Origin of the sequence: Nostoc commune NIES-4072 (assembly GCF_003113895.1) — a bacterium.
Classification (GTDB): domain Bacteria; phylum Cyanobacteriota; class Cyanobacteriia; order Cyanobacteriales; family Nostocaceae; genus Nostoc; species Nostoc commune.
The window spans coordinates 4,859,120-4,885,491 of the sequence record NZ_BDUD01000001.1; the positions used below are offsets into that span (position 1 = coordinate 4,859,120).

24 protein-coding genes and 3 pseudogenes are annotated in these 26,372 nt (G+C 40.9%); 11 read left to right on the forward strand and 16 right to left on the reverse strand.

The genetic code is table 11. The features are described from left to right. Positions 1-204: 204 nt before the first annotated feature. Positions 205-1,671: an MFS transporter gene (locus CDC33_RS21600; protein ID WP_109010596.1), complete on the forward strand. Its 1,467-nt coding sequence runs from the start codon at positions 205-207 to the stop codon at positions 1,669-1,671. A gap of 83 nt (positions 1,672-1,754) precedes the next feature. On the opposite strand, the gene CDC33_RS41365 is transcribed toward CDC33_RS21600, so the two are convergent. The 8 genes and pseudogenes from CDC33_RS41365 to CDC33_RS40600 form a co-directional block, all read right to left on the reverse strand. After that, complete coding sequence (locus tag CDC33_RS41365; protein ID WP_280524430.1) at positions 1,755-1,934, reverse strand: DUF72 domain-containing protein; 180 nt, start codon at positions 1,932-1,934, stop codon at positions 1,755-1,757. Beyond that, positions 1,894-2,346 carry a DUF72 domain-containing protein gene (locus CDC33_RS21605; protein ID WP_280524431.1) on the reverse strand — a complete coding sequence of 151 codons (453 nt, stop codon included), beginning with the start codon at positions 2,344-2,346 and terminating at the stop codon, positions 1,894-1,896. Before CDC33_RS21605 ends, CDC33_RS41365 begins: the two co-directional genes overlap by 41 nt. A gap of 179 nt (positions 2,347-2,525) precedes the next feature. After that, complete coding sequence (locus CDC33_RS21610; protein ID WP_109010598.1) at positions 2,526-3,794, reverse strand: ATP-grasp domain-containing protein; 1,269 nt, start codon at positions 3,792-3,794, stop codon at positions 2,526-2,528. Positions 3,795-3,979: 185 nt separating this feature from the next. After that, positions 3,980-4,321 carry an isoaspartyl peptidase/L-asparaginase gene (locus CDC33_RS21615; RefSeq protein ID WP_244919425.1) on the reverse strand — a complete coding sequence of 114 codons (342 nt, stop codon included), beginning with the start codon at positions 4,319-4,321 and terminating at the stop codon, positions 3,980-3,982. 56 nt (positions 4,322-4,377) lie between these two features. After that, a pseudogene (locus CDC33_RS21620) lies at positions 4,378-4,539 on the reverse strand (DUF1902 domain-containing protein); the annotation flags it as partial. A 416-nt stretch (positions 4,540-4,955) separates the two neighbouring features. Then, positions 4,956-5,495 (reverse strand): DOMON-like domain-containing protein, encoded by a 540-nt coding sequence (locus CDC33_RS21625; protein WP_109010599.1) that lies wholly within the window; start codon positions 5,493-5,495, stop codon positions 4,956-4,958. After that, the gene (locus CDC33_RS21630; protein WP_109010601.1) at positions 5,492-6,610 is read right to left on the reverse strand and encodes a phosphotransferase enzyme family protein; all 1,119 of its coding nucleotides are present in this window, start codon (positions 6,608-6,610) and stop codon (positions 5,492-5,494) included. Before CDC33_RS21630 ends, CDC33_RS21625 begins: the two co-directional genes overlap by 4 nt. Positions 6,611-6,774: 164 nt before the next feature. Further along, the gene (locus CDC33_RS40600) at positions 6,775-7,140 is read right to left on the reverse strand and encodes a Tudor-knot domain-containing protein (protein ID WP_244919305.1); all 366 of its coding nucleotides are present in this window, start codon (positions 7,138-7,140) and stop codon (positions 6,775-6,777) included. A 116-nt stretch (positions 7,141-7,256) separates the two neighbouring features. Between CDC33_RS40600 and CDC33_RS21645 the strand changes: the two genes are divergently transcribed. Together CDC33_RS21645 and CDC33_RS21650 are read left to right on the forward strand one after the other, a co-directional pair. Continuing rightward, positions 7,257-7,457 (forward strand): hypothetical protein, encoded by a 201-nt coding sequence (locus tag CDC33_RS21645; protein ID WP_219930053.1) that lies wholly within the window; start codon positions 7,257-7,259, stop codon positions 7,455-7,457. Then, positions 7,454-8,050 (forward strand): TetR/AcrR family transcriptional regulator, encoded by a 597-nt coding sequence (locus CDC33_RS21650; RefSeq protein WP_109010603.1) that lies wholly within the window; start codon positions 7,454-7,456, stop codon positions 8,048-8,050. The genes CDC33_RS21645 and CDC33_RS21650 overlap by 4 nt, the downstream gene beginning before the upstream one ends. Positions 8,051-8,053: 3 nt before the next feature. On the opposite strand, the gene CDC33_RS21655 is transcribed toward CDC33_RS21650, so the two are convergent. Beyond that, positions 8,054-9,499 carry an MlaD family protein gene (locus tag CDC33_RS21655; protein WP_109010604.1) on the reverse strand — a complete coding sequence of 482 codons (1,446 nt, stop codon included), beginning with the start codon at positions 9,497-9,499 and terminating at the stop codon, positions 8,054-8,056. A 90-nt stretch (positions 9,500-9,589) separates the two neighbouring features. Beyond that, positions 9,590-10,372, reverse strand: coding sequence for an ABC transporter ATP-binding protein (locus CDC33_RS21660; RefSeq protein ID WP_109010606.1), 783 nt, complete (start codon positions 10,370-10,372; stop codon positions 9,590-9,592). A 1,072-nt stretch (positions 10,373-11,444) separates the two neighbouring features. Between CDC33_RS21660 and CDC33_RS21665 the strand changes: the two are divergent. From CDC33_RS21665 to CDC33_RS21680, 4 genes and pseudogenes are all read left to right on the forward strand, one after another. After that, positions 11,445-11,720 (forward strand): annotated as a pseudogene (locus tag CDC33_RS21665) (beta-eliminating lyase-related protein); the annotation flags it as partial. 227 nt (positions 11,721-11,947) lie between these two features. After that, positions 11,948-12,058, forward strand: a complete 111-nt coding sequence (locus CDC33_RS41530; protein WP_244919426.1) for a winged helix-turn-helix domain-containing protein — start codon at positions 11,948-11,950, stop codon at positions 12,056-12,058. 50 nt (positions 12,059-12,108) lie between these two features. Beyond that, the gene (locus CDC33_RS21675) at positions 12,109-12,321 is read left to right on the forward strand and encodes a CopG family transcriptional regulator (RefSeq protein WP_109010607.1); all 213 of its coding nucleotides are present in this window, start codon (positions 12,109-12,111) and stop codon (positions 12,319-12,321) included. A 503-nt stretch (positions 12,322-12,824) separates the two neighbouring features. Continuing rightward, positions 12,825-13,367 carry a Uma2 family endonuclease gene (locus tag CDC33_RS21680; RefSeq protein WP_109010609.1) on the forward strand — a complete coding sequence of 181 codons (543 nt, stop codon included), beginning with the start codon at positions 12,825-12,827 and terminating at the stop codon, positions 13,365-13,367. 100 nt (positions 13,368-13,467) lie between these two features. Here CDC33_RS21680 and CDC33_RS21685 read toward each other — a convergent pair whose 3' ends face one another. After that, positions 13,468-14,976 carry a DUF3131 domain-containing protein gene (locus CDC33_RS21685; RefSeq protein WP_181374100.1) on the reverse strand — a complete coding sequence of 503 codons (1,509 nt, stop codon included), beginning with the start codon at positions 14,974-14,976 and terminating at the stop codon, positions 13,468-13,470. A gap of 149 nt (positions 14,977-15,125) precedes the next feature. Between CDC33_RS21685 and CDC33_RS21690 the strand changes: the two genes are divergently transcribed. Then, positions 15,126-15,701 (forward strand): TIGR04376 family protein, encoded by a 576-nt coding sequence (locus tag CDC33_RS21690; RefSeq protein ID WP_109010610.1) that lies wholly within the window; start codon positions 15,126-15,128, stop codon positions 15,699-15,701. A 44-nt stretch (positions 15,702-15,745) separates the two neighbouring features. Continuing rightward, positions 15,746-16,045: a hypothetical protein gene (locus tag CDC33_RS21695; RefSeq protein WP_109010612.1), complete on the forward strand. Its 300-nt coding sequence runs from the start codon at positions 15,746-15,748 to the stop codon at positions 16,043-16,045. 103 nt (positions 16,046-16,148) lie between these two features. On the opposite strand, the gene CDC33_RS21700 is transcribed toward CDC33_RS21695, so the two are convergent. Continuing rightward, positions 16,149-16,553: a DUF4112 domain-containing protein gene (locus CDC33_RS21700; protein ID WP_109010613.1), complete on the reverse strand. Its 405-nt coding sequence runs from the start codon at positions 16,551-16,553 to the stop codon at positions 16,149-16,151. 23 nt (positions 16,554-16,576) lie between these two features. After that, positions 16,577-16,747, reverse strand: coding sequence for a hypothetical protein (locus CDC33_RS38985; protein ID WP_181374101.1), 171 nt, complete (start codon positions 16,745-16,747; stop codon positions 16,577-16,579). Between the two features lie 277 nt (positions 16,748-17,024). Between CDC33_RS38985 and CDC33_RS21705 the strand changes: the two genes are divergently transcribed. Beyond that, positions 17,025-17,585 carry an ABC transporter permease gene (locus CDC33_RS21705; protein WP_109010615.1) on the forward strand — a complete coding sequence of 187 codons (561 nt, stop codon included), beginning with the start codon at positions 17,025-17,027 and terminating at the stop codon, positions 17,583-17,585. A gap of 303 nt (positions 17,586-17,888) precedes the next feature. Here CDC33_RS21705 and CDC33_RS21710 read toward each other — a convergent pair. The 3 genes and pseudogenes from CDC33_RS21710 to CDC33_RS21720 form a co-directional block, all read right to left on the reverse strand. After that, positions 17,889-18,164 (reverse strand): annotated as a pseudogene (locus CDC33_RS21710) (collagen-like protein); the annotation flags it as partial. A gap of 385 nt (positions 18,165-18,549) precedes the next feature. Then, positions 18,550-19,371, reverse strand: coding sequence for an NADP-dependent oxidoreductase (locus tag CDC33_RS21715; protein WP_109010616.1), 822 nt, complete (start codon positions 19,369-19,371; stop codon positions 18,550-18,552). Between the two features lie 18 nt (positions 19,372-19,389). Continuing rightward, the gene (locus CDC33_RS21720) at positions 19,390-19,977 is read right to left on the reverse strand and encodes a Uma2 family endonuclease (protein ID WP_109010618.1); all 588 of its coding nucleotides are present in this window, start codon (positions 19,975-19,977) and stop codon (positions 19,390-19,392) included. A gap of 800 nt (positions 19,978-20,777) precedes the next feature. Between CDC33_RS21720 and CDC33_RS21725 the strand changes: the two genes are divergently transcribed. Further along, positions 20,778-26,171, forward strand: coding sequence for a translocation/assembly module TamB domain-containing protein (locus CDC33_RS21725; protein WP_109010619.1), 5,394 nt, complete (start codon positions 20,778-20,780; stop codon positions 26,169-26,171). Positions 26,172-26,372 lie beyond the last annotated feature (201 nt).

Sequence of the window (26,372 nt, forward strand, 5' to 3'; positions counted from 1 at the left end):
CTCCAAGTAGAGCAAGTGGCTTGGATTTAGAGGCATCTAAAAATTTAGGAGGCTAAACGAGTAGTTTGAGAACACGCCTTAGCCTTTCGACAATAAAGGAATTGCAATGCGTTAAAGCTTATTGATGAAATATTATATAAGTTTTACTAATTGTGGCTAATAGTAGCTATAACAATTTAACTCTTTAAATATTGATTAGATAATATGGTTCAGTCCCAAGAAGATGACATTTCAGTAGAAGCTAGTTCTCTTCCCCCTGTCCCGATTCAAGAAATTTTAGAGGATAGGGCATTAACAGAGACGGTACTTTTTCCAACTCCGAAACTGTTTTTGAAAATTTCTAAGCCAGAAATTCGCACAAGCCTTACAGCGTTAACTTATGAGAGTCTGTTTGCTACGATTTTTTATGGTGTCATCGGCGGCGCGTTGCTCAGTAATTTCTTGCTAGAGTTGGGTGCTGGGCCAGTAGAAATTGGTTTGCTCGCCGCTATTCCTCAGATGGTGAATCTGCTTCAACCACTGGGAGCATATTTGGTAAACAGAACTACCAGCTTTCGATGGTATTTCATATCTATCTTTATCCCATCGCGGTTGGTGTGGTTGATTCTTCTGCCAGCGATTGTGCTGGTTAGTTCATCTCATCTGGCTGGATACCAAGTAGTACAGTTGACATTGGCAATTTTATTGCTAAGTAATATTATTGAAGCTTTCGGTCGTGCGCCTTGGCTTGGGTGGTCTGCTGTGTTAGTACCTCAACGGTTGCGGGGGCGATATTTTGGCTTTCGCAATAGCATTGTCGGCTTGACTAACCTTATTGGTGTGCCGTTGCTAGGTTTAGCAGTATCGGTTTGGCCTGGTGGAACACTTCAAGGCTATGGTGCAATGTTGGTTCTAGGAATTTTGCTAGGGCTAATCAGTCAAATCTGTCAGTTCTGGATGACTGATGTAAACCCGCAGCTTTTAACAGCCACAGGTTCAGACACATTCCAACCCCAGTCTCATGGTATAGATTTTAGCTTTCTCAAAGATGCTAATTTTTGCAAGTTTGTACTTTACCTGAGTATTTGGTGCTTTGCTGTTAACATCAGCGCTCCCTTCTTTAACCTCTATATGCTAGATAACCTGGATATAGATATTAGTGTGGTAACGATTTATCACGGTTTAGGAACTGGTGCGAACATGTTAATGCTGCTTTTGTGGGGGAAACTAGCCGACCGAATTGGGAATCGTCCGTTACTGCTATTGGTGGGAGTCTTGGTGGCGGTGACACCTCTGCTGTGGCTGGGAGTTGGAAGCGATCAAATTTCTTTTTGGATCTGGTTACCTTTGTTGCATATACTAGCTGGCGGGACGTGGGCGGCAATTGATTTGTGTACCAACAATCTGATGATGGGAATATCGCCGGTGCGTTATCAATCTACTTACTTTGCGATCGCAGGTGCAGTTGCTGGTATAACTGGAGCAATGGGTATCAGTGTTGGTAGCTTTCTAACGACTCTACCTTTTATCGAAGGTTTGTTAGGGCTGTTTGTTCTCTCAGGCTTATTAAGAATGGCTGCACTTGTGTTTTTGGCTTTTGTTCAAGAGCAGCGCTCAGTACCAGTCAGTCAGCTAATGCGAGTCTTGTTTCCTATTAGGCAGTCACCCAATCTAATTGAAGTAAAGGAATAGGTTTTTAACTATTAATAGGGGCAGGATTTGCCTTTTCTTAACTGCCTCTAATATTAAGTATTAAGTTCAGATTAATACTTATTTCAACAACATCCCAACAAAATATACAATTTATGAGCATCACGAATAGCATGTCCATTGGGGTCATTATTGAAGTAAACGTAAACGTTAATCCCCTGCGTCAGAAATGAACGGATACGCTCGGCCCATGTAGATAGCTCTTCATCGCTGTAGCCAATATCCCATAATATCCCATTGCCCACTGTGCATACGGATATATGTCCAAGGAGTAGTCAAACACACATCAAGAGGAACCGTTGGGCTTACAGGTAAGCAAAGGGCTACACCTGCACTTTCTAGTAGTTTGTAAACTTGGGGAACCAACCAGCTTGGGTGACGAAATTCAACCGTAAATTTTTGTTTTGGGTAAGTTTGCAGTAATTCCAAAAATGGCTGAAGACGCTCAAGATTAATGTGCCAGGTATGAGGAAATTGAAATAAAATCGGGCCGAGCTTTTCTTGCAATCCAGATGCACGTTCCATCAGACGAGATAGCGGTTCTATCGGGTCTTTTAACTTCTTCATGTGGGTGAGATAGCGGCTACCTTTGACGGTAAAAACAAAATTAGGTGGTGTTTGTTCGCGCCAATTTTCAAACACAGACCGTTCTGGCAAACGATAAAAGGAAAAATTAATTTCAACAGTGGCAAAATGTTGGGCATAAAATGAAAGTTGCTAGTCACTAGGCAAATGTGGCGGATAGAAAATATCCATCCAATGCTTATAAACCCAACCAATAGTACCGATTTGCAACTCACTCATTCAGTACCTCAGTTACACTATAGTGGTGCTGTTTAAGGAAGCCATTGTAATCCCTTGCTCTGTAATTTACGCTCGATATGCTGCATTTTCTGCATAGTTTCTCCAGTAACGATCGCATAAATGTCAGTGTTTATTTTTCCGTATTTTATCTTCTCTAAAGCCGACAGAATAATTAAATCCTTGCGATCTAGTTCTGGTTTTAACGTGGTTAAAATTGAATCCAGCGTACCTTCCATGCGGTAATCGCTGGAATATTTAGCTACTCCCTTTCCTAGTCCCAGTAAGGTATTACGCTGCAAGCACAACGGAGTCGAGCCATTGACTCGGAAATTGGCATCGATCGCATAAAATTCTCCGTCTTTGTCTTCCAGCACATCAAAACCAATCATGCCGAAATAACCCTGTTTGTGAGCATACTGACCAACGTTAGCAATCATTTCAAAGAACTTGCTCATGTCAGTGTTGCGGTAGTCAATCAGTCCGCCTAAGTAGTTGCCTTCTGGAGTGACGAGTTGGCTGGTAGTACCAATAAGGGTTATCTCTCCTAGTTTGTTGACATAGAACTGTACGCAGTAATTCTGCACCTCGTTCTTGACAAACTCCGAGACAATAATTGTATCGAGCAACTTAATATTGAGATATTTCCTAATTTCTTCAAAGCAATAGTTCAAATCGCTGGCGCTTTTAATGATATAAGTGCCTTCTCCTGAGAGTCCGTGGGAGGTTTTAATTAAGTAGGGGTATTGTGGTAACTGAATGTCTTCGATATTTACTTGGTGCAGATTGTAGCTTTCGTATTTTGGACATTGCACTCCCAATTCGGCTAGGGTTACTTTACTGAGTAAGCGGTAATGCGTGTCTGGATCAACAGCGTGTTTTTCAGGTTTGAGATGATCAAAGGGAAATAGACTAATGAGTTTGTCAAAGCGTTCGCTGTGGCTAAGATCATCGAGATAAGTCGAGCAATCCATCATTTCAATATTGGACTGGCTGAAGCCGAAATGCTCTTGCCAGTATTCAAGCAGCGACTTTGGCGGTTGTATAATCACAATTCCAGGAATGCGATCGCCTAACACAGCCAGATTTTTCCAAGGTTCCTTCTGACAAATCTTGTCGAAGGAGGTTTTGGTGGCTTCACTACTGCCATCTTGAATAAAATATTTTTTCCGGTTGGGGTAAGCAGCCCAACTTGCAGTTGCAGGGTAATTTAAAATAAACCCGTAAGATGCATCTGTGCTATCTTGAGCAAACAGATCAGAAAGAGTACTCCCTTGAAAATAATGAAAGTCGTATTTTGACATCTACTCCTCCGAGAAACCGCATCCCTTTGTGGATGAGGTTGTTTATATTAAACAAGTTTCCTGAATTTCCAAGTAATACCAACTTGAAAAAACAAAGCTGTATATTCAAACTTGAAAACTCAGATGTAGTTTCGCTTCATTAACTACGCATTACTTTAGCGTAGTCCATTACGAATTGGTATGAGTTATTTCTTGGTAAAGACAGCCACCTTGTCTTGTCCTTCGGTCATATAAGCGCAAGCCATGTGTGATGAGTTATACGCCCAGCCAACCCGTCCTTGACGGTCTATAAGGATGCATCCAGCTTCACCTTTAACTTGAGAAACCAAAGTATCAATCGCCATCTGTGCGGCTTCTTCTGGGTGTCTGTCTTCACTCAAAAAATCGATCGCAGTTTTAGCCAAAACCACGGGGATAATTGACTCGCCATCACCTGTTGTTGAGCAACCGCCGATTTTATTATCAGCGTATAAACCACAGCCAACAAGCGCAGTGTCACCAACGCGACCTTGTTGCTGCTTCGTAATACATGGCTAGTTAATTCAAAGCTGATAGAACCCACATAATCATAAGGCACAATTTGATTCAGAATAAGGAGTTCTGGAATCATTTCTCTAAGGTTTTGCGTAAGAGACTCAATCGTAGAAGCTTCTGTTACCAATCCTGGCACGTTTTCACTAGTTGCCACCCAAACTTCTGCATCTTTATCCCAAAATGCATGAACCTTCAATGTGTTTTGTGTCATGATCGAGCGCTACACACAAATTTACGACGGTAATTCAAGTTTAAAACAATTGAACTAAAAATGTTGAGGCAGTTAATAGCCAGTACGGGTTAGAATTTTCACAACTTAGATAGGATTGCGTAGCTTGCCGCCGTAGGCATCGCTCTTGCTCAACAGTTAAAAAACATAATTCAATTTCAAATAGTGATACGTAATCTTCTTACTTAATAGAATATAACCAAAAAACCTAATCTAAAACCCCCATACCTTAAAGGTATAGGGGTTATTTTAGCTTGCGTAGAATACTAATAGGATTGCCTTATTTATAAAAACTAACTTCATACAATTGACTCATTCAAATGGTTGAATTGTTTATCATCCAAGTGGGTGACTTGTTTACCGCCTTCTTCTGATATAGTGGTAGCAGTAGCCATATCTCAAAACTCAAGGATGAAACTGTCTCGTAAATGAAAGTCAGCCTTTACACCTTGATGAGTTAACGCCCAGTAAGTCACCTCACCATTTCTGTTTTTAATAACGGTAGTAATGCCAAGTTCAACAGCTTGTTCTGCCGAGATGATTTTATCCAAATCTACATCCAACACAAGTATTAAACCATCAGCTTGATTTTGAACATTAAACGGTAGTTTTTCAAACGCTGTTTCTTCTTGCATTCCTTGACGATATCCATCAAAGCGATAGACATTCCAGTGTCCGGCGGGGGAAAGGTTAAATTCCCAATACTGTGCAGAATCTTTGATGCCAAGAAAGAACTCAAAGCAGGTGTCTTCCCAAAGTTCATGCTTGCGTGATGGAGTATTTGATGGTGGAGCGATTGCAATTTCTTTTAAATTGCCCTCAAGCATATAGCGGATGGCAAGTTGATTACCATTTCTGGCAATATTACCTGCGATTTTTAAATTAGGTAAGGATTTTGTAGAAGAAAAGGGTTGTAGGGAAAATATCTGTTCGCTCATTTCATGTCTTTAATAATATTGCAAATCTGCGTTTCTTGCGATTCAATACTTTCGGTAAGCTTAAACTGAACGATCGCTCTGGCAAGATTATGTTCTGGGTGTTTAACTTTAAAGTAGACATTCCCAGCTAAATAATCAGCAAAAAACCTCAATCCTAGCTCAAAGGCGATGAGACGAATTGCATCGTATATATATGCATAGTCATTCTCAGTCAGAAACGCCTTTGCTACCGAGAGATAACCTTGTAAGATTCCCTGACACAGGTCGGTATCGAAATAAACACTGTGCCAATTCTCGGTTTCTTCTCCAGCCGGATTGCAACCCGATCGCAAGCAATCACCAATGTCGTAATGTACCAGACCGGGTTTAACAGTGTCGAGGTCGATAACGCTGACGGCTTGCAGGGTAGCAGTATCAAACATCACGTTATTAATTTTTGGATCGCCGTGCATCAGACGCAAGGGTAGCTTGCCTTCAACTTTGGCATTTTCTAGGATATGTGCAAAGGTTTGGCGATCGCTAACAAATTGCAAACAATAATTAACTTCCGAAGATTGACACACACTAGTTTTCGCTAACACTTCTTCGTAATGCTGGAGATAAAGCGGTGTAATATGGAACCCTTGAAGGGTATCAGCAAGTTTTTCTGGTGGCAAATCGCTGATCAAATTGTGGAACATCCCCAAGGCATAACCGATTTCTTTTGCGTGTGAGCGATCGCGCATAGTATCGAAAGACTGGGAACCTTCAATAAAGCTAATCGCCCGCCAAAAGGAGCCGTCTGCATCCCGACAGTAGTCTAGAGCATCCTTAGTTAATAGTACGCGTGGTACTTCCCAGCGACGATTTAAAGGTGTATGTTGTAACCGATTGCGAACATGCTCAGTGAAGATACGCATGTTTTGCATAATCAGTTGTGGCTGCCGAAATACCTGCGTGTTGATGCGTTGCAGGACAAAATATTGTTCTTCTGAAAAATCTATATCTACTAAGAAGGTGTCATTGATATTACCACTTCCAAAAGCTTTAACGCCTGTAACCTTCCCTAGCCCAGCGAATTGTTCTGCGATCGCCACCAGATTCTCTACACGCTGTGTATTAAACTCTTCTGTCATGTTTTTAACCTGTACTACTCCTCATATACATTGCATAAAGGCAATAGGGGATATCGTAGCGCAAGTGTCAAAATAATTTGTAATTAAAATGTGCTAGCACAGGGCGTAACACCGAATAGCCCATCGGAGATATTACTTTCGCCGGCCCCGTGCTAATTCAACAGTTAGGAAATTTCGTCACTATCAACCCACTCATCATAGGATGAGTCATAACCAATGTAATGAACGAAGTATTGCTGATTTTGGATTTGCTCAATTGTTGCGGAATACCAAGCCTCTTGGTCATCATCCCAACATTTTACTTTTTGACCCACTGCATATCCATTGTCATCTGTAGAGCGAAGATCGCGATCGCGGATTTTCTGAATCACCTTAGCATCGCTAACTCCTGTAATGCTGCGAATATTATTTTCAAATCCTGTCAAATTGCTCCACTCACTTGGTGCTACATAATCAAGAGCTTTTAAAACTTTGACAGTGATATTGTCAGTTGGTAATTCGTCAACCAACTGAATAATTGATTTATCCATAAACCGAGCCTCAAAACTCTAAATATTTTTACAACACTGTTCAAGTAAACCTACAACAACCAGTACTAGTTGCTACCCTACAGAAAGTCTTTCTCTGGTTAACGCTGTACGAATTATTGAATCGTATTAATAGAATTCCCCGATCTAACCAAAAAATAACAACAGGCGATCGCTTAAATGAAGCGCTGGGTGCGCTGGATCTACACTTAAGTCAGGATGATCTCGCCCGGATTGAGACAGCAGTGCCACTAGATGCCGTGGCTGGTGATCGCTATACTCCAGATCAAATGAGGATGTTGGACAGTGAAAAGAGATGAATGATTCAGCTTTGACACCGGAGCGGATTCTCGACGCTGCCGAAGAGGTTTTGCGTCGTTACGGTCTGGCAAAGGCAACAGTCGTGGATGTGGCTCGCTTTTTAGAGGTGAGCCACGGCACAATTTATCGGCATTTTCCCAGCAAGGCTGCCTTGCGCGATGCGGTAGCAGAACGGTGGTTGCATCGGGTTTCTACACCGCTAGCAGCGATCGCCGAAGAACAGGGTTCCGCCATTGAACGGTTGCATCGATGGTTTGAGCAACTCATGACTCTGAAACGTCAAAAAGTTTTGAACGAGCCAGAGTTGTTTGCAACCTATTCTGCGATCGCTCAAGAGGCGCGAGGAGTAGTTCAAGCTCACATTGCTGAACTAGTAAGCCAAGTTGCTGCGATCGTCGAGAGTGGTGTTTCCAGTAAAGAGTTTAAGGTAACAGATCCGCAGGTAGCAGCGAAGGCAGTCTTTCAAGCGATGGTTCGATTTCACCATCCAGCCCACGCATCCGAATGGAGCGATCCAGACATCGACACGGATTTTGCCCAAGTATGGCGCTTGATAGTTGCTGGTCTTGTGGTGGGTGAGTTAATGGTTTAGGGACTATTTTCCTGTATCCAATTGCTCCCGTTGTTTACCATACTCCCGCAGCTGCTTTAACAGGTCTTCTTGGGATGAGTTAGAGATAGACGGACTGGGGGTTGGAGTTGGCTCAGGGTTGATGTCGATACTTCCAAAATTAGCAGGTGGGGGATTAATTACGTAGACGGGTAGGGACTTATCATTAGACATCGGCTCTTGAGTTGGCGCTGGGTTAGGAATTAGATTATTTGGTTTGCTTACAGCAGTTTTTACCGAATCTAGATTAGTAGCAACTTGCACTTGTTGCTGCATCTGTTGTGTAGAAGATACCAAACTACTTAGACCATTCACCAATTGCCGCAAATTTTGTCGGAAAGTAGGATCACCTGTCAACTCATCCAAATCAGATGTAATTTTTTGGCTATTTTCAAAGGTTACTCGTGCTGAATCTAAAGTTTGTTGTAGCAGCACCGCATTCTTTGGATCATTTAAAGTTTTTGAAGCATCACGTAAATTAGCTGAGGCTTGCGCTGCATTTGCTGAAAGAGTTTCTAAATTATTGATTAATTGTCCTTGAGTGAATCGATTCACAGCTGGTGATAGGCTACTGACTGTAACACGTAGTTGGTTGCTGGTTTCGGTGATATTGTTCAAAGCGCCAAGCAGCGAAGAACGATTTGTTGTCAATAAATTATCTAGATTGTTGAGCAAACGATTTGCTTGAGTTGCAGTTGCACCAAATTTATTTATTGTTTGACTCGATGATGCACTAAGTTGGTTTGTCGCTCGCTGCACTGAATTAGCAGTAGCTGAAAAGGTATTAAGTTGTTGTCGCAAGCTTTTGGTCAAACCTTGTAAATCTTGACTTAGCTCAATAAAACTAGTTGTTGCGCCTGTGGTAGTTTCTAGAACCCGATTGACATTTCTATAAAATTTGGGGTCATTGTATGCAGCAGCTAACTGAGTTGAACTGCGAATTAATTCATCAACACTGATGCCAACCTGACCTTTTAACCGAGAGCCATTACAAATTATCAGGCTGGGATCACAATTTTTATCTAGGGGTTTAGCAATCACAACCCCACTAGGTAAGGTTGCTTTTGGTGTGATATCAATGATACTTTCGCTAATTAATCCGCTTTGATTAGCTTCTACCACTACATTCCGGGGGAGAATTAGGTTAGTTTGGGCAATTTCAATCTCTACATCAACGGCATTTGGCCCTGGTCGAACCTGGGAAATAGTTCCTACCTTAACGCCTCGATAGCGAACTGTTGCTCCCTTTTGCATTCCGCCAGCGTTGGCAAATTCCACAATAACTTTGTATGACCGCCCAGCAGGAGTGAATCTATTTAACCACAAAAAGAGTAACCCAAATACCCCTAATCCTAGCAGGAGTAACAATCCCACAGAGCCTTCTCTAAATGTTCGCCCAGACGCGAAGCGGCTTGTCATAAGACCTCGCATTTTTTTCCTCCACCCAATAATTAGTTATGAGTTAGAAGTTAGGAGTTAAGAGTTGAATTTAATCGCTCCTGATTCTTAACTCCTCACTTTCTAACCGACGACTTGAATCGGCCCTTGCACACTTCCACTGAGAAATTGTTTGATTAAAGGATTTTCTGTGTTGTATGTTTCACTAACTGTACCCTGCCACTGCACTCTACCTTCATAGAGAAATATAAGTCTATCAGCTGTACGGCGCATAGTACTGTCTTGGTGGGTAACAACAGCATAAGTACTACAAACTCCATGTAAACATTGCAAATAGCGGATTAAATCTTCGATTACTGTTGAGGCAATGGGATCAAGTCCGGCTGTTGGTTCATCGTATAGTAGAACTTCTGGCCCTTCTGAAGGATTATCGGGGTTAGACATAATCGCACGGGCAAAACTTACCCGTTTTCGCATTCCCCCGGAAAGTTCGGCTGGGTAGAGGTGGCTTATTTCTGGCAAACCTACCATCTCCAATTTTTCTTTTACCAAATCTTGGATGCGCGATCGCGTTAGCTTGGAATTTTGATAAAGTAAAAATCCCACATTCTCCTCCACCGTCAGCGAATCAAATAGCGCCGCCTGTTGAAACACCATACCAATGCCAACCGGCTGGCCACCATCCTCAATCAAACCGTCTCGCCGCACTCCTTGCACATAAATTTCTCCTTCGTCGGGACTAAGTAACCCCGCCATCACCCGTAAAATTGTTGATTTACCAGTCCCTGATGGACCAATAATCCCTAATGCTTCTCCCCGGTAAATGGTCAAGTCTACATTATCTAGAACTTTATGGCTACCAAAGGACTTAGAAACACCTTTCAGTTCAATCAATGGTTCAGTCATTAGTTATTAGTCATTGGTCATTGGTCATTGGTCATTTGTCCTTTGCTAATGACAAATAACAAATAGCCCAATAGTGATGTCATAGTTATTGGTCAGGCATTGTATGGTACAGTACAAGTATATGATTAACATTTTAATTAATAAAATTTATTTTTTTAGCATAATACTTAGTTATTTGCAATGTTTAACGTCTCACAATTCCCTCAACGCAAGCTTGACGAAGGCACTATAGTAAATTAAGGTCTCAGTAAATAAGAACTAAGACTCTGGTTTTTGTGGGTATCAGCAAAGTCATATATAGGAATCCGGTTTGATTTATGAAAATATCCGTAGGATGTGTTAGCGACAGCGTAACGCATCAAACCCTTGATAATAGTGCGTTACGAACTCCGTTCTAACACACTCTACAACACCTAATTTCGTTCAAAAATCAAATAGTAATCCTATAGTAGTATAAGCTATTTAGCATAAATATGCTGATTGTTGTTATAAATACCCACAGCAAAGCTACTACAGAAAAAACAATTAACAGGTTGACGTAAGAGATAGCAATTATATTTAAGTTGTGAAAATCAAAAGATTCAGATTCACAAATTTTTAAATAAGTAAGTCAGAATTTTTGTTCATGAATGATTCATTAGGGCTATTTAGTTCTAGATATAGACCGTTCAAAACTAAAGTTCCTCTCTTATATCTAGCTCAAGTCCGTTTTAATGGGCTTGAAACTTTTCTCAGTCATTTTTAGACAACTTTCGCTATTAGACTCAGAATTCATTATGAGACAGGATAGATGAGAATGAAATAGCCCTAATATTTTAAGTTCTTGTATTTAGCATCATTATTAGATATAGCGGTTACCGCACAGGTAAAGTACAGAAAAAATAATTAATCACAGATGAACACACATACTCGTAGAGACACGATAATGGCGTGTCTCTAGCCAATACCTATTTCAATGAGAATTGCTATAATTTGAGAGATTAATAGCATTCCTGTCAATTTTGAAGTTGCCAAATATCAAAATTATTCACTAGTATTATAAGAATTACTGATAAAAATTTAAGTAGACATGATGAGTAGCCAATTAGAACAGTTTGTAAGTGATAATTCCTCTGGGATTTGTCCAGAAGCTCTGGAATATATGATTATGGCAAATCAAGGTAGTGTTCCAGCCTATGGAAATGATGAATGGACTTAAAAAGCTACAGATTATTTTCGGGAACTCTTTGAAATTGATTGTGAAGTATTTTTTACCTTTAATGGTACAGCTGCAAATTCTTTATCTTTAGCAGCTCTTTGCCAGTCATATCATAGCGTCATTTGTCATGAAACATCTCATATAGAAACCTAATTGAAATTACTTTGGCTGCTGCTTCAAAATATGGTCTTGAGATTATCCCGCCACCTGCTACATCTTCGTAGGTATAGGCTAATATAACTACAAGCGATCGCACTTAGACACTAAAAAAAAGTTTGACTTATTAGAATATTTCCTCTCACATCTGCCTCAAGTGTTTACTAGAAACCACAATAAGAGATAAAGTTTGGGGTTATGTTTTCATAGGTGATTCTAATATTTTTGACGTTTATATTGGTTATCTGCGACTAAAATTGAAAGACAAGAAGAAAAACCGTGTGATTCATACAGTCTGTGGTGTAGGTTATGCACTGCGGGAACAATCCTAATGACTTGGTGATTTCGGCAAAAAGGAACATATTAAAGACAAAAGAGGATCATGAATAAAAAATGGGCTGTTAAACGACTGACAGTAAATCTCACAACCGAGGAAATGAAGAAACTTCAATCCTACTGTGCTTCCACAGGAAGGCCAGCAACAGATGTAATTAGAGAATTGCTCCGAACTCTTGAGGTTGACAATGCTAAAAACTCTGAGATGGAAACAGCAGAGTCAACAAAACCAGTTGGCAGTGGGTCAAAATCACAGTAACTATTGACCCAATATGCCACCAAATCTCAGAAATCTGCTATCCTGATTTCCTGACAGATAGGACTAAAGGATGATCATCTTTTTGTATAGTTTTTGCTGTTCTATCTAGATGTCAGTAAAAGTACTCCCACCAACCATTCTGGTGTGGGAGTGACTCTTAATTACAAAACAAGTGAGGGGGTTAAATGCCCCCTATTATCATGCTCATTTAAAGACTTAGGGACTTTGAAATAAACAATACCCCACAAGTTTGTTGGAAATCTCCTAGAGGTTAAAATAGCGATCGCGCACATTTTTTATCATTTTTGCGGTTATGACCACTTTGGACATTGCTCCTGCGCTCGCTGATGATTTTTGAGATGGAGTGCGATCGCAAAATAAAGATAAGACCCGCACTTGGGAACTGTAGCAGGGTCAATAAATTTGGTCATAGTGTCACAAACGCAGTCTAGCAACTTTTAAAATTGAACTAGGTCTATCACAAGAATGTGAGCAATTCTGCTATGAAAACCCTGGCTAAATGGTCTGTAGACGACTATCACCGCATGGTTGAGGCGGGCATTCTGCGTGGTCGTCATCTGGAATTGCTAGCAGGCGAAATCGTTGAGATGAGTCCAGAAACCCCAATTCACTACACCACAGCAAAACGAGGTGTAAAATATTTAGAAGAATTGCTATCAGGTAAAGCTGATGTCCGCTTCAATGGGCCCATTACATTATCCGACTCGGAACCCGAACCTGATATTGCAATTGTTCGACTTCCAGAATCATCCTACAACGATCGCCATCCTGCTCCTCAAGATATCTTCTGGATTGTAGAAGTTGCCAACACAAGTTTAAACAAGGACTTGGAGATCAAGGCTGCGATTTATGCGACGGCTGAAATTCAAGAATATTGGGTTTTAAGTTTATCTGCTAAACAAATGATTGTGTTCAGAAACCCTCAAAATGGTAAGTATGTTGAAGAATATACTATTAAGCAAGGAACAGTTACACCATTAGCGTTTGCGGATGTTTCAATATCCGTTCAAAGACTTTTGCCATAGGATGGCGTTGCTGAATCCAGTGATGAATAGATTTATATAGGTATAGTTCTTCCGATATGCAACGCCAGTTTTTTTATTATTTGAGAATCTTAGCTGTAACTTACGGTGTTTTGATAGCCCTCTGGGTTAACTTCTGAGTTTTAACTCCTGCCCAAACGGTGAGCGGTTGTCCGACCTTTTTATACAGTAAGCTTTCTAAAATCACGCCATTATTGTTGGCAGTAAGAGTTTTATTCGGCTGACGCAGAGACTCATAAAAGCCGTTATACCAGCCATCTTTAGATTTAAGGTTAGCTTGGACAAAATCAAATAGCTGGCTAGTATAAGTAGTATTGTAAAGCACATACCAGCCGATCGCAGCTTTGGCGCTGAGAAACCGCAAATCGTTGTGTTTTTCTCTGGTATCTGCGATGGTTGCCCAAGGTTCTCCGTTGACAAACAAGCTGCTGTAAACAAAGTATGGGGGGCGATCTAAGTTGTCTTCAGTGACGGCAGTTAATTGTTTTGTCGCTTCATAACGCGCTGCTTGAGCAGCTAAAATACGATCGGCATAAACTTTAGGCAAAGCTTGAAACCCAGTTTCTATACCATCTAAGATATAGGGTTCGCTAAGAACGTAGTTATTAGCTCCAGAGTTTTTAAAGTCCCGTTGGTCATAAGGAACTCCCTGTCCGTAAAGATCAACAAAAGCAGTATGGGATTGATAATCCAATGCTTGTGTAACATCCAAGCCCCAAAGCTTTAAACCGTAGGCAGCATAATTTTCATAGCCCAAGCGACCCTCTTGATTGTACTGTTCTTTGCCTTTGATAACGGCAGTACCGTACATTTGTCCATTTTTGGTCAGACGCTTGACTTGCCAACGTTGCCAAATTGCTTCTGTTTCTAGCCGCATTTCTGGATACTTTGCCCCAATAATCTTCAGCCAGATTGCCATCCGTCCTAAATCTATGGCTGACCAACCAATTTCTTCGCGTTTTTCTAGTTGACCATAATTAACGGGTACAAGGGTTTTTGCATTGTAGACTTTGTTGGGTAGCTCCCCTTTGTATAAAGGCATAGATGCCAGTGTTTTCAACATTTTGCTCATTTTGGCATCAAATTCAGCCGCAGGCACTATGTTGAGTTCTCTAGCACTGACTAAAGCTGCGATCGCTGCTGTCTGATCCCACATACTGACAGAGGCAAAGCCATCAACGGAATTGACTAAACCAGTTTCATCGTTCCAGTTGCGCTGGAAGTATGACCAAGCCTGACGGGCAGTTGTCGTTTCGTCTGGGGTCAGTTTTCCAACTCTAGGAGCAATGTATGGAATTATTGATACAGTTAGTTGATTCTTAGGAATGGGCTGACCTGGTAAAACTACGGATTTCGCATCAAGACTGGCAACTATTTCAGGTTCTTTAGCAGAAGATACAGGGGGTTGGGGTTTCTGCGGTTGCCGTGCAACTGTTTGGGATGTTGATATTTCAGGTTTTTCTAGAGAAGTTTTGGGAACTTGCTTAGACCAAACATTTAAAATTGCGATCGCTATTAGACCGGTAACGATTCCTCCAACCGAAGCTAGTATGGACAAACTCTTAGATGGCGGTTGAAAATCAGAACTCATACTGATTAAAGCCTTATCTTGTAGGTTAGGGTTGCTTGCGTATTTTCACCAAATACATTCTTCCCAATTTTTAAATCTAACTAACACTCAGAAGTTCACCTGACTACTACAATAAAATAGTCACGCACCCAATCTCTGGAGTTCTAGCAGTGGGATTATTTGATGATTTGAGTCGGTTTCTAGAAAACCGTTTAGAAGAATTCTTGCGTAACAATCCACATTTGGAGTTAGAGGCGCTGCTAGAACAGCTGCGTGAGCAAGAAGAAGGCACATTAAAGCTGATCGCAGATTTACAAGTACAAGAGAAGCGATCGCAAGAAGAAATTCTGTCCACTGCTCAAGAAATTCAGCGTTGGCATATCCGTATTCAAAAAGCCAAAAACGCTGGCAGAGAAGATTTGGCAAGTGCAGCAGGTGAACGAGAAGCAGCCCTGTTGCGCGAAGGAAATCAGCGCTGGGGACACATGCAAGGGCTGAAAGAACGCATTAACCAATCTCAGGAACTACTACGAAAAATTCAGCAACGGCGACAGGAAGTGCAAGCTAAAGCAGCCGAAGCACAGACAGCCCGTGCTAAAGCGCAAACCCAGCAGCGTTTTGAAACTAGCGGCTGGTCGAATAAAACTAGTAGTTATTCTAGTGGCTTTGATGACTTAGAAGAGAAGTTCCGTAGCTGGGAAACTCAGGATGAGTTAGAACAAATGAAGCGGAATTTAGGAAAATAGTCATTAGTCATTGGTCATTAGTCTTGCTGGCAGCACATAGCGGGATGAAAAGAGCTAAAGAAGAGTCTTTACATAAAATTGCTCGACAGTTCCGAGCAGAGTATTCAGGAATTTATACTAGTCTGGCTGAAGAGACAGAAGCTTTCAAGAAAAAATCTGAAAAAATTCAGCAGCTACGTGCCTTGTACACTATGACTGATGAGTTGCCCGTTTGGTCCTTCGATGTCAAAACTTTCCGCCGATATCTCCTAACTGTTCCTGCTCCTCTTATTGGTATCCTAAGTGGCATATTTAAAAAGTTGTTGATAAATCTATTCAACCAACAGGGTATCAAACTTTGGTAGTTAAAAGCGTTATTAGATAAAACTCAAATTCCTTTATCTAAGAACTTTCAAAGATTGATAAACAACAGGCAGTGACAAGATTAGTGATGCTATGACGACTAACTTAAACTTGCCTGAACTTATCAGAATAAAGTTCATCAGACACTTCTTTGAGTTCTGGTTCAACGACTGTCAAATGTTGCTCTAAAATAGCCAAATTGCGAATATTAGACTTATAGAAAGCATCAAATAAATCACCCACTAAAGGCACAGTACCAACGACTGCTTCTAAACCAACATTAAAAATCATTTTGGTTAAATCTTGACGTGGGATGCCAAAACGGGTAGCTAAAAATATGATGTAAGCTGAAAATGCTGTACTGATTAAATCACCAGCACCTGGAACCAAACCAATAATTGGATCTATTCCAATGCGAAAACCTGTTAGAGGGATGCGTATAGATGTATCCATCAGACGGCTGAGTTTGCGGATGCGATTGAGAGTAGCAAGGCGTTTAGCAGCGTCCATAATTTTTGATATTTACACTATTCTTAATTTGCACCATTTCTAATTATTTGTCCTGTACCGTCAGAAAGAAAAGGTAGTGGACTACCCACACTGACGCTATGAGATTGCTCCCAAACAATTTGCTCAAGTCCCAAGTCTGACCAAGCTTGATTTTGTGCAGCTTCATTAATAATTGGTATTAGTACAATTATCAAGCAAGTAAATTCTGGAAATTGTATTTAATTTACTAATCATGATTTATTTTTCTGATAAGGTTTAGTAAAGCCAAGTTTTACCTCTTCTTTGTATTACTATTAGCACATCGTAAGAATACTTAAGTTTTTGATTAGCCATCAAGGAGGAAAAAATCTCAAGAGTCTTACGATGTTCAAAGATGACGTGTAATAAAAGACACTTTTTTATTCCTATTTTGTGTTATTGCCACAGTATTTCCCAAATGTTTTCTATGAGAACTGAGGCAGAGAGAATAATATGTTTTTAGACATTTTAGTTAGCCTACAGCGATTATTTGTCGGTTACATTCCAGCCGTTGTATTGGGTAGTTTTATTGGATATTTCATAGGTCTAAATAGCATGATTTATCAGCTATTTAGGCTAATATTTCAAATACCACATAGTATCCCGCCTATAGCTTTGCTACCTCTTAGCCTAATAGCATTTCAAGAGAGCGAATCGGCTGCTATTATAGTAGTTTTTTTAGGAACTCTCTGGACGATGATTATTAACACGGCAATAGGGATGCGGCATTTTCATAGACAGAATAAGAACTTTAGAGTAGCTATATTTCATCTATTTCACGCCTTGAAAGTTAGCATTTGGGTAGCCTGGTTTATAGTTATTGCTACAGAAATGTTAATCGGCCCAAGAGGACTTGGCTTTACCTTGTGGGATGCTTATAAAGCTGGCAATGCCGATTACATAATTCAGGAGATCCTCTACATCGGTATCATTGGCTTTATGCTGGATCAATTACTAGATTTTGCAGCCTATATTCTCTCGCAAATGGTTTCAGATGGGAAAAAATCTTCCTAAATTTTATAAAGAAGAATTCAGAACTCAGGAGTCAGAATTCAGCATGATAGGGCAGCAGTAGCGAGTCTGTCTTCTGTCTGCGTACTCTGTAAGAATTGCAAGCTACGCGCAACGCGAACATGGGTGGAGTATTCTGATTTCTGAATTATGTTTTCTGACCAATTATTCCTTGATGGTACAAGCCCCTAAATTTATTTATGGATAGATAAATTTTAAACTTTGCTTGGTTCAAGCCCCCGGATTTATCCGTGGGCTTTAATTGCGAATTGCGAATTGCGAATTGCGAATTGTGCTGACTCTTCTTTATCTAGGCTTGCGGATTGCACCCTGCCAGCTAATAGTTTGCTTCGCAGAACGTATTCCCAAAGAACGAGTTGCTACGACTTCAATATCAACGTTGACACCAGGGCGTAAAGCTTCATCAGGAATTTTGAGTTTACCCAAAGCTAGAGTAAAACGGTTGTAGTCACGAGTCACAAGTTCGTTGGGAATATCACCTTCATATTCAGTTTTGTAGCCAGAAAAACTGTGCAAACTATCTTGTGCGCGGAATTTTACGCGAAATTGAGTATTAAGGCTACTTTATAGTATTCGTCAGAAGCAACGGCTGGACATAAAACTGAACCAGAGGAAGGTAAAAAGCTAGTAAATAAGCAGAATGTCAGCAATAGTGGCAGCTTACTCCTAAAAGCAGTGTGCATCTAGTTACACCTAAAACTTTAGTTGAATTATCTACTCCTGACGCTGGCTTTCAACAATTTGCTCCCTTTTATCCAGTGATATGTCGAAATTTTCGCCCATTTGGAAATAATTTGAAAGGCTCAGATCCCAGACTTCTTCAAGAAGTCGGGGATCTTTTTACTCGTAACTTCTCCACTGATTGCCATATTCTGTAGTTAAGAATCTGGCAATTTTCATACCACTGATTTGTGTGAAATTATTATATACCTAGCTTAATAACTTATTAAGCTGTTGTTGGATCGTCATTTACCTTAACAATCAACTTGCCAAAATTATCACCTCGAAGTAAACCAATGAATGCATGAGGAGCGTTCTCTAAACCAACAACTACATCTTCTCTATACTTAAGTTGACCAGACTGTAACCATCCAGAAACATCACGCAAAAAATCATTAAACCGATGTTGATAATCACCAACTAAGAAACCTTTGATTAAAGCCCGTTTGATTAGTAGCGGCATTAAATTAGGCCCTGATGGAGTAGATGTAGCGTTATACTCCGAAATCAAACCTACTAATGGAATTCTTGCCCCAAGGTTGATTTGCTGCAACACAGCTTCTAAAATTGCGCCTGCTGTATTGTCATAGTAAACATCAATGCCATTAGGAGCAGCTTCTTTGAGGGCTGCATCAAGTTCTTGAGTTTTGCGATTAATACCAACATCAAAACCTAATTCCTTAACTATATAATCCCGCTTATCGTCACTTCCGACAATTCCCACGACTCGCGCACCTTTAATTTTGGCAATTTGACCTGCTACTGCACCGACAGCACCAGAAGCGGCCGAAACCACAACAGTTTCACTTTCTTTTGGTTGACCGATATCAAGTAGAGCAGCATAAGCAGTCAGACCTGGCATACCCAATACACCTAGACTATACGATAAAGGTGCTTGAGTAGGATCAAGTTTACGCAGTGTCTCACCCTTAGATACAGCATAAGTTTGCCAACCGTTATTGCTAAGAATAAAATCCCTAACTTGAAATTGAGGATGATTTGATTTAATTACTTGGCTGACTGTACCACCCACAATAACTGAACCCAACTCTTGCTCAACCTACGACTAACCACCTACAACCGTGGGAAAAATCCGACTCAAGTCTAATAAGACATCTTCAAATTGAGGAATCACTACTGACTGATGTGGCAAAGATATTTGCTTGCTAAGATAATTGAATTCACCTTGAGCATTTTGATACGGTTGGCTGTAACGCTCAACTTGGCGAACATTTAAGTTGACAATCCAATAATCAGAAATTCCGGCTTCTGCGTAGATTTCTAACTTTGTTGTTTGGTCGTAATTTAGGGTTGAGTCCGAAATTTCAATCACTAAAAAAATATCTTCAGGATAGGGATGATGGGGAAGATAGTCAGTCTCATTTCCTCGTGTGATTGCCACATCTGGTTCAGGTTCACTATCTGATGGTAGTATGATTGGCTCTTGACAACGCACAACAGCCCGATCGCCCAGCAATCGATCCAGTTGTCTACAAAGTCGAGTTGTGCAAAATGTATGAGGTGTGCCTTTGGCTACCATCTGAATGAGTTCTCCGCGAATCAACTCGATGCGATCGCTCTCCTTGAGAAATTCCAGTTCAATCAGCCGATGATATTCGTCAATAGTAAATCGCTTTGGTGTGACAACGTTCATGAGACATCACCGATTTAACTGTTATGTACTTTCCAGTTTACCATTTGTATCCATTGGCTCTTACCCATCTTGCGATCGCTAAATTTTTTTGTAAAACGATAGCAAAAAAGTATCTACGCTTAAGGCGCAGCCTCTCTAAGAGTTGGCTTTACGTTCGTAATTATATTTTGTAACGGGTATTTTACCCATACATAAAACGATAACAAAGTCATCACTAGTTGGTAAGATTATACAAGGTTGAGTTTTATAACCACCGTTGTATATACAAGAGTTCTCATGGAGTAGTTTAATATTCAATGTTTTCTTGTCTAAAGTTTGAGGAATAATCTTTAAGCAAATAAAATCTATCTTAAGATATTAATTCTTCATACAAAAGATAGTTGTTCAGAATATATATATTGTGAGAAAAGACATACTAATCATCTACTTTGCATAACAGAAAGGAGGCATAATTTGTCAAACAACTATTTGGATGACTATAAACTTATCATTTAGTGAAGCAGAGAATAGCTTTAATTACTGCTCAGATTGAGGAAGTGCTAATTAAGTACCATACTCTAGATTAAATCTCCAAATTGAAAGGCGAGAAAAAATAATTCGGGTAATAATTTGTTATTCGATATATTGCTTGTGACTGCTGATAAAACTACTATTAGCACAGACTGGTGGAAATAAATTGATCGTTTTATTGCAGCCATAAAGCTCAAAATTTAGATGCTTTTGACTTTTGACTTTTGACTTCCGCCTTGCGGTATCAGCCTGTCTCTCGGCTTATTCCAGATAAAAGTATTGTAACGATAATGACGCACTCTCCAAATTCAGAAAATAACCAGAAACCACCTAATCGTCGTTTATGGCTCCTCCTCTTAGGACGTACCAGTTTGGCTCTCGGTGTCGTTTTGCTGGTTGGAATTGCAGTCGGTGCTTGGTGGGCTAGAAGCTACATATATAAAGATTTAGCGCCATTAGTACAGCAAAATCTCGAACAATTGCTTGGGCGTCCAGTAAAAGTAGGGAAGGTTGAACGTTTTTCGCTAAATAGTCTAAGATTTAGCTCTCTATCAATACCAGCAACTTCCACCGATCCAGATCAGGTAGTAGCAAAAGCCTTAGATGTGCAGTTCTCGCCCTTACAACTCATTCTTACCCGAAAACTTGCATTAAATGTCACGTTAGTTCAACCCAATGTCTACATCCAACAGGATCAGGATGGTCGCTGGGTTACAGCCCAAGTCAAAGCTGGGGAAGGAAAAGGTGCTATTCAAACTGAGTTGGAGACACTTCAAATTCAAGATGGGAATGTAGAGTTATCGCCAGCTTCTGGGGCAACTAGACCGAAAGGGTCAGTCATATTAAATCAATTTGGTGGTATTGCCCGATTTTTTGATCAAAATCAACGAATTGGTTATGACATAAATGGTCAACTTGCTAGGGGAGGTGCTGTTAAAATTGTTGGCGAGACACAAACAAAAGCTCAACAAACTAACCTCAAGCTGCAAGCACAAAATTTACAAGCATCTGATATAAGTCGATTAATTGAGTTGCCAATTGCCTTGCAAGCAGGGCGAATAGAAGCTGACTTAGGGGTTCAAATTCCACCAAAACTGTCAGAAACAGCCGTTACAGGAACAGCTTCAGCTAATCAAATCGTTGCTAAAATTCCCAAGATTCCTCAGCAAGTTTCTAATTTTAATGGCAGATTTCTATTTCAAGGTCAGACAGTTTCTTTAGAAAATCTAAATACGAACTTTGGCAAAGTTCCTATTGTGGCTAATGGAACAATTAATACCCAAACAGGTTTTAATCTCTCTGCCCAAATAAAACCAGTTAGTGCAAAAAATATCTTAGACACGCTGAATGTAAATTCGTCAGTCCCAGCTAGCGGCGAAGTTCAAGCAAATATTAAGGTAGGCGGCGCACTACAGCAACCAGTGGTTAGCGGTACATTAAGCAATACAAAACCGATTCAAGTTGATCGCGTTCTCTTCACAGCCGTCAATACTGACTTCCGCTTGAATGTATCTCAAACTGCTTCTCAAATTGCTGTCTCCAATCTGAAAATAGTCCCCGCAGCAGGTGGTCAAATTACAGGAGGCGGTCAAGCAAATATCGGAGCCAAAGATAACGTAACATTTAATGCTCAAGTTGATGGTGTATCCGGGGATATACTAGCGCGTAGCTACGGCGTTGATCTACCGATCGCAGTTGGCAATATTTCAGCAAAAGCAGAAGTTACTGGTTCACTTGGCAAACAACCATTGAAACTTGATGTTTCCAGTGTGCAAGTAACGCCGCCAATAGGGGGAAGAATTACCGCCAGTGGTCAAGTTCAACTAGCACCTCAAGGTCAAGTAGCTTTAGGTATTCAAGCTCAAGGTTTACCAGGAAATGCGATCGCTCAAGGTTACGGCATTTCAACTCCGCTTAATATTGGAGGTATATCTGCGAACGCAAAGGTTTCTGGTTCTCTAGGTAGCCCACTAAACGTAAATGTTGCTAGCGTTCAAGCAAATCCAGAGGTGGGAGGGCAAGTAACAGCTAGTGGTCAACTTCAGCTTGCACCCCAAGGTAGGGTAGCGTTGAATGTCCAAGCACAAAACTTACCAGGAGATGTGATCGCAAAAGCATACAACTCTTCACCCTCCATCACTATTGGAAATGTATCAGCAAATGCTAATATTTCTGGTACTCTGAATAATCTCCAAACAGTAGCGCGGGTGCAAGCGCCAAAAGCCACCTATCCCATTAACGGACGAGTTGTTGTTGCCAAACAAGGACAAAATCTTGTTTTCCCCAATGCAGTTTTGAACGTCGCAGGGGGGACAATCAGAGCTAGTGGTCAACTTGCACAAGAACGCTGGCAAGGAGTTGTCAACGCTTCCCAAATTCAACTCAATCGCTTCTCACCACAACTGCGAGGACGGCTCAATAGCAATATTCAGTTAGCAGGCACAACAAAATCTTTTCAGCTTGCAGATATTCGCGCTGGTGGGCAAATCCGCCTTTCCCAAGGGGTAGCACTGCTGGCAAAACCCCTTACGGCTCAATTTCAGTGGAATGGACAGCAGATTATAGTTGAAAATGCAAGTACCCCAGGATTGAGTGCTAATGGTGCGATCGCTATTCAGTCTCCACCAAATGTAGCACCCCAAATTGCCGGATTTAATTTAAATGTACTGGCACAGAATTTCAACTTAAAAAATACTGGTTTTGAAATTCCTGGTGATGTAGAACTAGCGGGGTTACTTGATTTTAAGGGACAAGTTACAGGTACTCCAGATGTACCGCAAGCCACTGGCAATATCCGACTGCGGAATTTCCAAGTTAGTAACTTAGCATTTGACCCACTTTTAACCGGAAACGTAAATTTTCAAGGCGGACAAGGGGCAACTCTGCGATTAGCCGGGAAGCAAGATAGGATTGCTCTTAACTTAGGTGCAGATTATCGTCCGACTTCATTTTTAGTTAAGCGAGATGATGCAGTTACCACAGGAAGAACTGAGGGAGAGAACCTAATCATCAACGCTCAACAGTTTCCTATAGCTTTGGTTGGGGGCTTTTTACCGAACAATCAATTGAAACCTTTGGCGGGGCAACTATCGGGAAATTTAGTTGTCAACCTGAATAATTATGGCATTGCGGGAGACGTTGCGATCGCCCAGCCTCGGATTGGAAGAATTACAGCAGATGAATTTCGCGGCACCATTAATTATGCCGATGGTACTGCTAGCTTATCTAATGGTCAATTGCAAATTGGAGATAGCAATATCGCCCTCAGTGGCAATCTGCAACCAGGGAATAACCCGCAATTTCAATTTCAAGCTAATTTTGACCAAACCAGAATCCAGAGACTTTTACAAACTTTTAATATCTTCGACTTTCAAGACTTTGGTACTGGGTTAGAGCTACCAACTTTAGCTGGGGCAGAGGTACTTGATACCAAGGCTATCAGTTTACCCGATGCAGATTTGCTCACACAGCTAGCATATTTCTCAAAAATTAGAAGATTGGTAGCACAACAACAGCAAGAAGAAAGAAATGAAACTGCATCTTTACCCACCCTTGCAGAATTAACGGGTACTTTGAGCGGAGGAATTACAGCTAATGGTTCGTTAAAATCTGGATTAAATGTCGGCTTTAATTTCCAAGGTGCTAATTGGCAATGGGGTGAATACTCGATTAATCAAGTCGTAGCTCAAGGCAATTTTGCTGATGGTGTCGTCACACTTTCGCCCTTGAGTGTCGGGATAAACCAAGGACTGGTAGCTTTTACCGGACAGTTAGGAACTGAGCAACTATCTGGAAAGTTGAATGTAGCAAGTCTACCTCTATCGCTTTTACAACCTTTTATCGAAAAATACCCGATAGATATCACTGGTAATGTAAATGCTGATGCCACCTTGGGAGGTAATTTACAAGATCCCAGAGTCCAAGGGCAAGTGGCGTTAGCGAATGCGACTCTCAACAAGCAACCTGTGCAAACAGGACAGGTGAATTTTGACTACAACAATGCTCGCTTGAATTTTGACAGTACTTTGTTAGTAACTGGAACCCAACCAGTTACAATTACAGGTAGCATACCTGCTGCTTTGCCTTTTGCTAAAGTGCAACCAGATAGCAATCAAATCAGCATCAACGCTAGCGTGAATAATGAAGGATTGGCACTTTTAAATGTGTTTACCAACAATCAAGTCGCTTGGGTAGACGGTCAAGGACAAGTAGACTTAAACGTTCGGGGTACTTTAAACGAACCAATTATTAACGGAAATGCGACACTCAACAATGCAACTTTTCGCGCTGAAGCTTTATCTGAACCCCTAACGAATGTCACTGGGACAGCGCAATTTAATGGGAATACAGTGAATGTCCAAGGTATTCAAGGCATTTACAATAAAGGGCAAATAAATGCATCAGGTATCCTGCCAATTCTTAATCCTCAGCAATCCCTAGCGAATCCCCTGACAGTATCAATAGCAGATAAACTCAATTTTAAGCTTGCAGGACTATATGAAGGCGGTGTAGGTGGCAATGTCGTAATTCGCGGAACAGCCCTAAAACCTGTAATTGGTGGAGATATTCAGCTGAGTGATGGTCAGGTAATCATTGGAAATAGTACTACTAAGACAAAATCAGCAGCTACAAATCAAACTAGCACTAACGCTATAAATACAGAAGAGTTTAAAGTTAATCTTACACCTACAGCAGAGAATAATGCTGCTAGTAATGTCACACCTACGGCAGAGAGTAATGCTAGCCCAGTGACTAAAGATACTAACGCTAGTGCAGTAACTCCAGCCAAATTGCCTATACAGTTTGCAGATTTAAAATTAAGTTTAGACGACAATATTCGTGTTACCACTCAGTCACCACTCGACTTTATACCAGGAGGAGCCGCATTGAGTCAGCCGTTATTGAGCTTTGACGCTAAAGGTGACTTGACGATTAATGGTACATTAGCCAAGCCCCTTCCTAAAGGAGTGATTCGTCTGACAGGAGGACGAATTAGCTTATTTTCCACTGAGTTTACCTTGGCGCGAGGCTACGAACAAACTGCGCGGTTTACTCCAAGTCAAGGACTTGACCCTACTTTGGATGTCCGACTTACCGCAATTGTACCGGAAACATCAGCAAGGAACAGTCAAACTTTAGAATCACCATTGTCTGCTGAAGTCAGCGATGTTTCTGCTAGTAACTTTGGTACTTTACGTACCGTTACTGTTCAAGCCAGGGTTAACGGCCCGGCTAGTGAATTGGGTGACAATTTAGAGTTGACAAGTGAACCTAGTCGTAGTAAGGGAGAAATAGTTGCTTTACTGGGTGGTTCGATTCTGAATTCTTTCGGTCAAGCAGATGCAGGACAAGGGCTGACTAATTTCGCTAGCTCTACTATTTTAGGTGGTTTGCAAGGAACTATTACTGCGATCGGACAGGCTGTTGGTTTCAGTGAATTTCGGATATTTCCCACCCCTACCACTAGTAATGAAACAAGGACAGCTTCAGTTTTGAATTTATCAGCAGAGGGTGTATTTGACATCAATAAAAATTTCTCTGCCTCTTTATCACGGCCTTTATCTACAGATGAGTCTTTCCGTTATAACGTGCTTTATCGACTCAATGATGAAATTTTGATGCGAGGCTCGACTAATTTAGGAGATGAAAATCAATTCCTAGTTGAGTATGAAACTAGATTTTAGATAAATACAGTTCAACTTTCCTAGTGCCGAAATAAACTGAACGTGCAATCGGAATTCCCAAAGTTGCAGCACAACGAGGCGCGCGAGTAGCAACAGATACTGTTGGCGAATGTAATACATTATTGTCTTATTAAGTATTACGTAAGCTCAAACCTTCAATCTGTAGTTGCGGCTTTGAGTTGTAACACTTTTGTCCGTGCG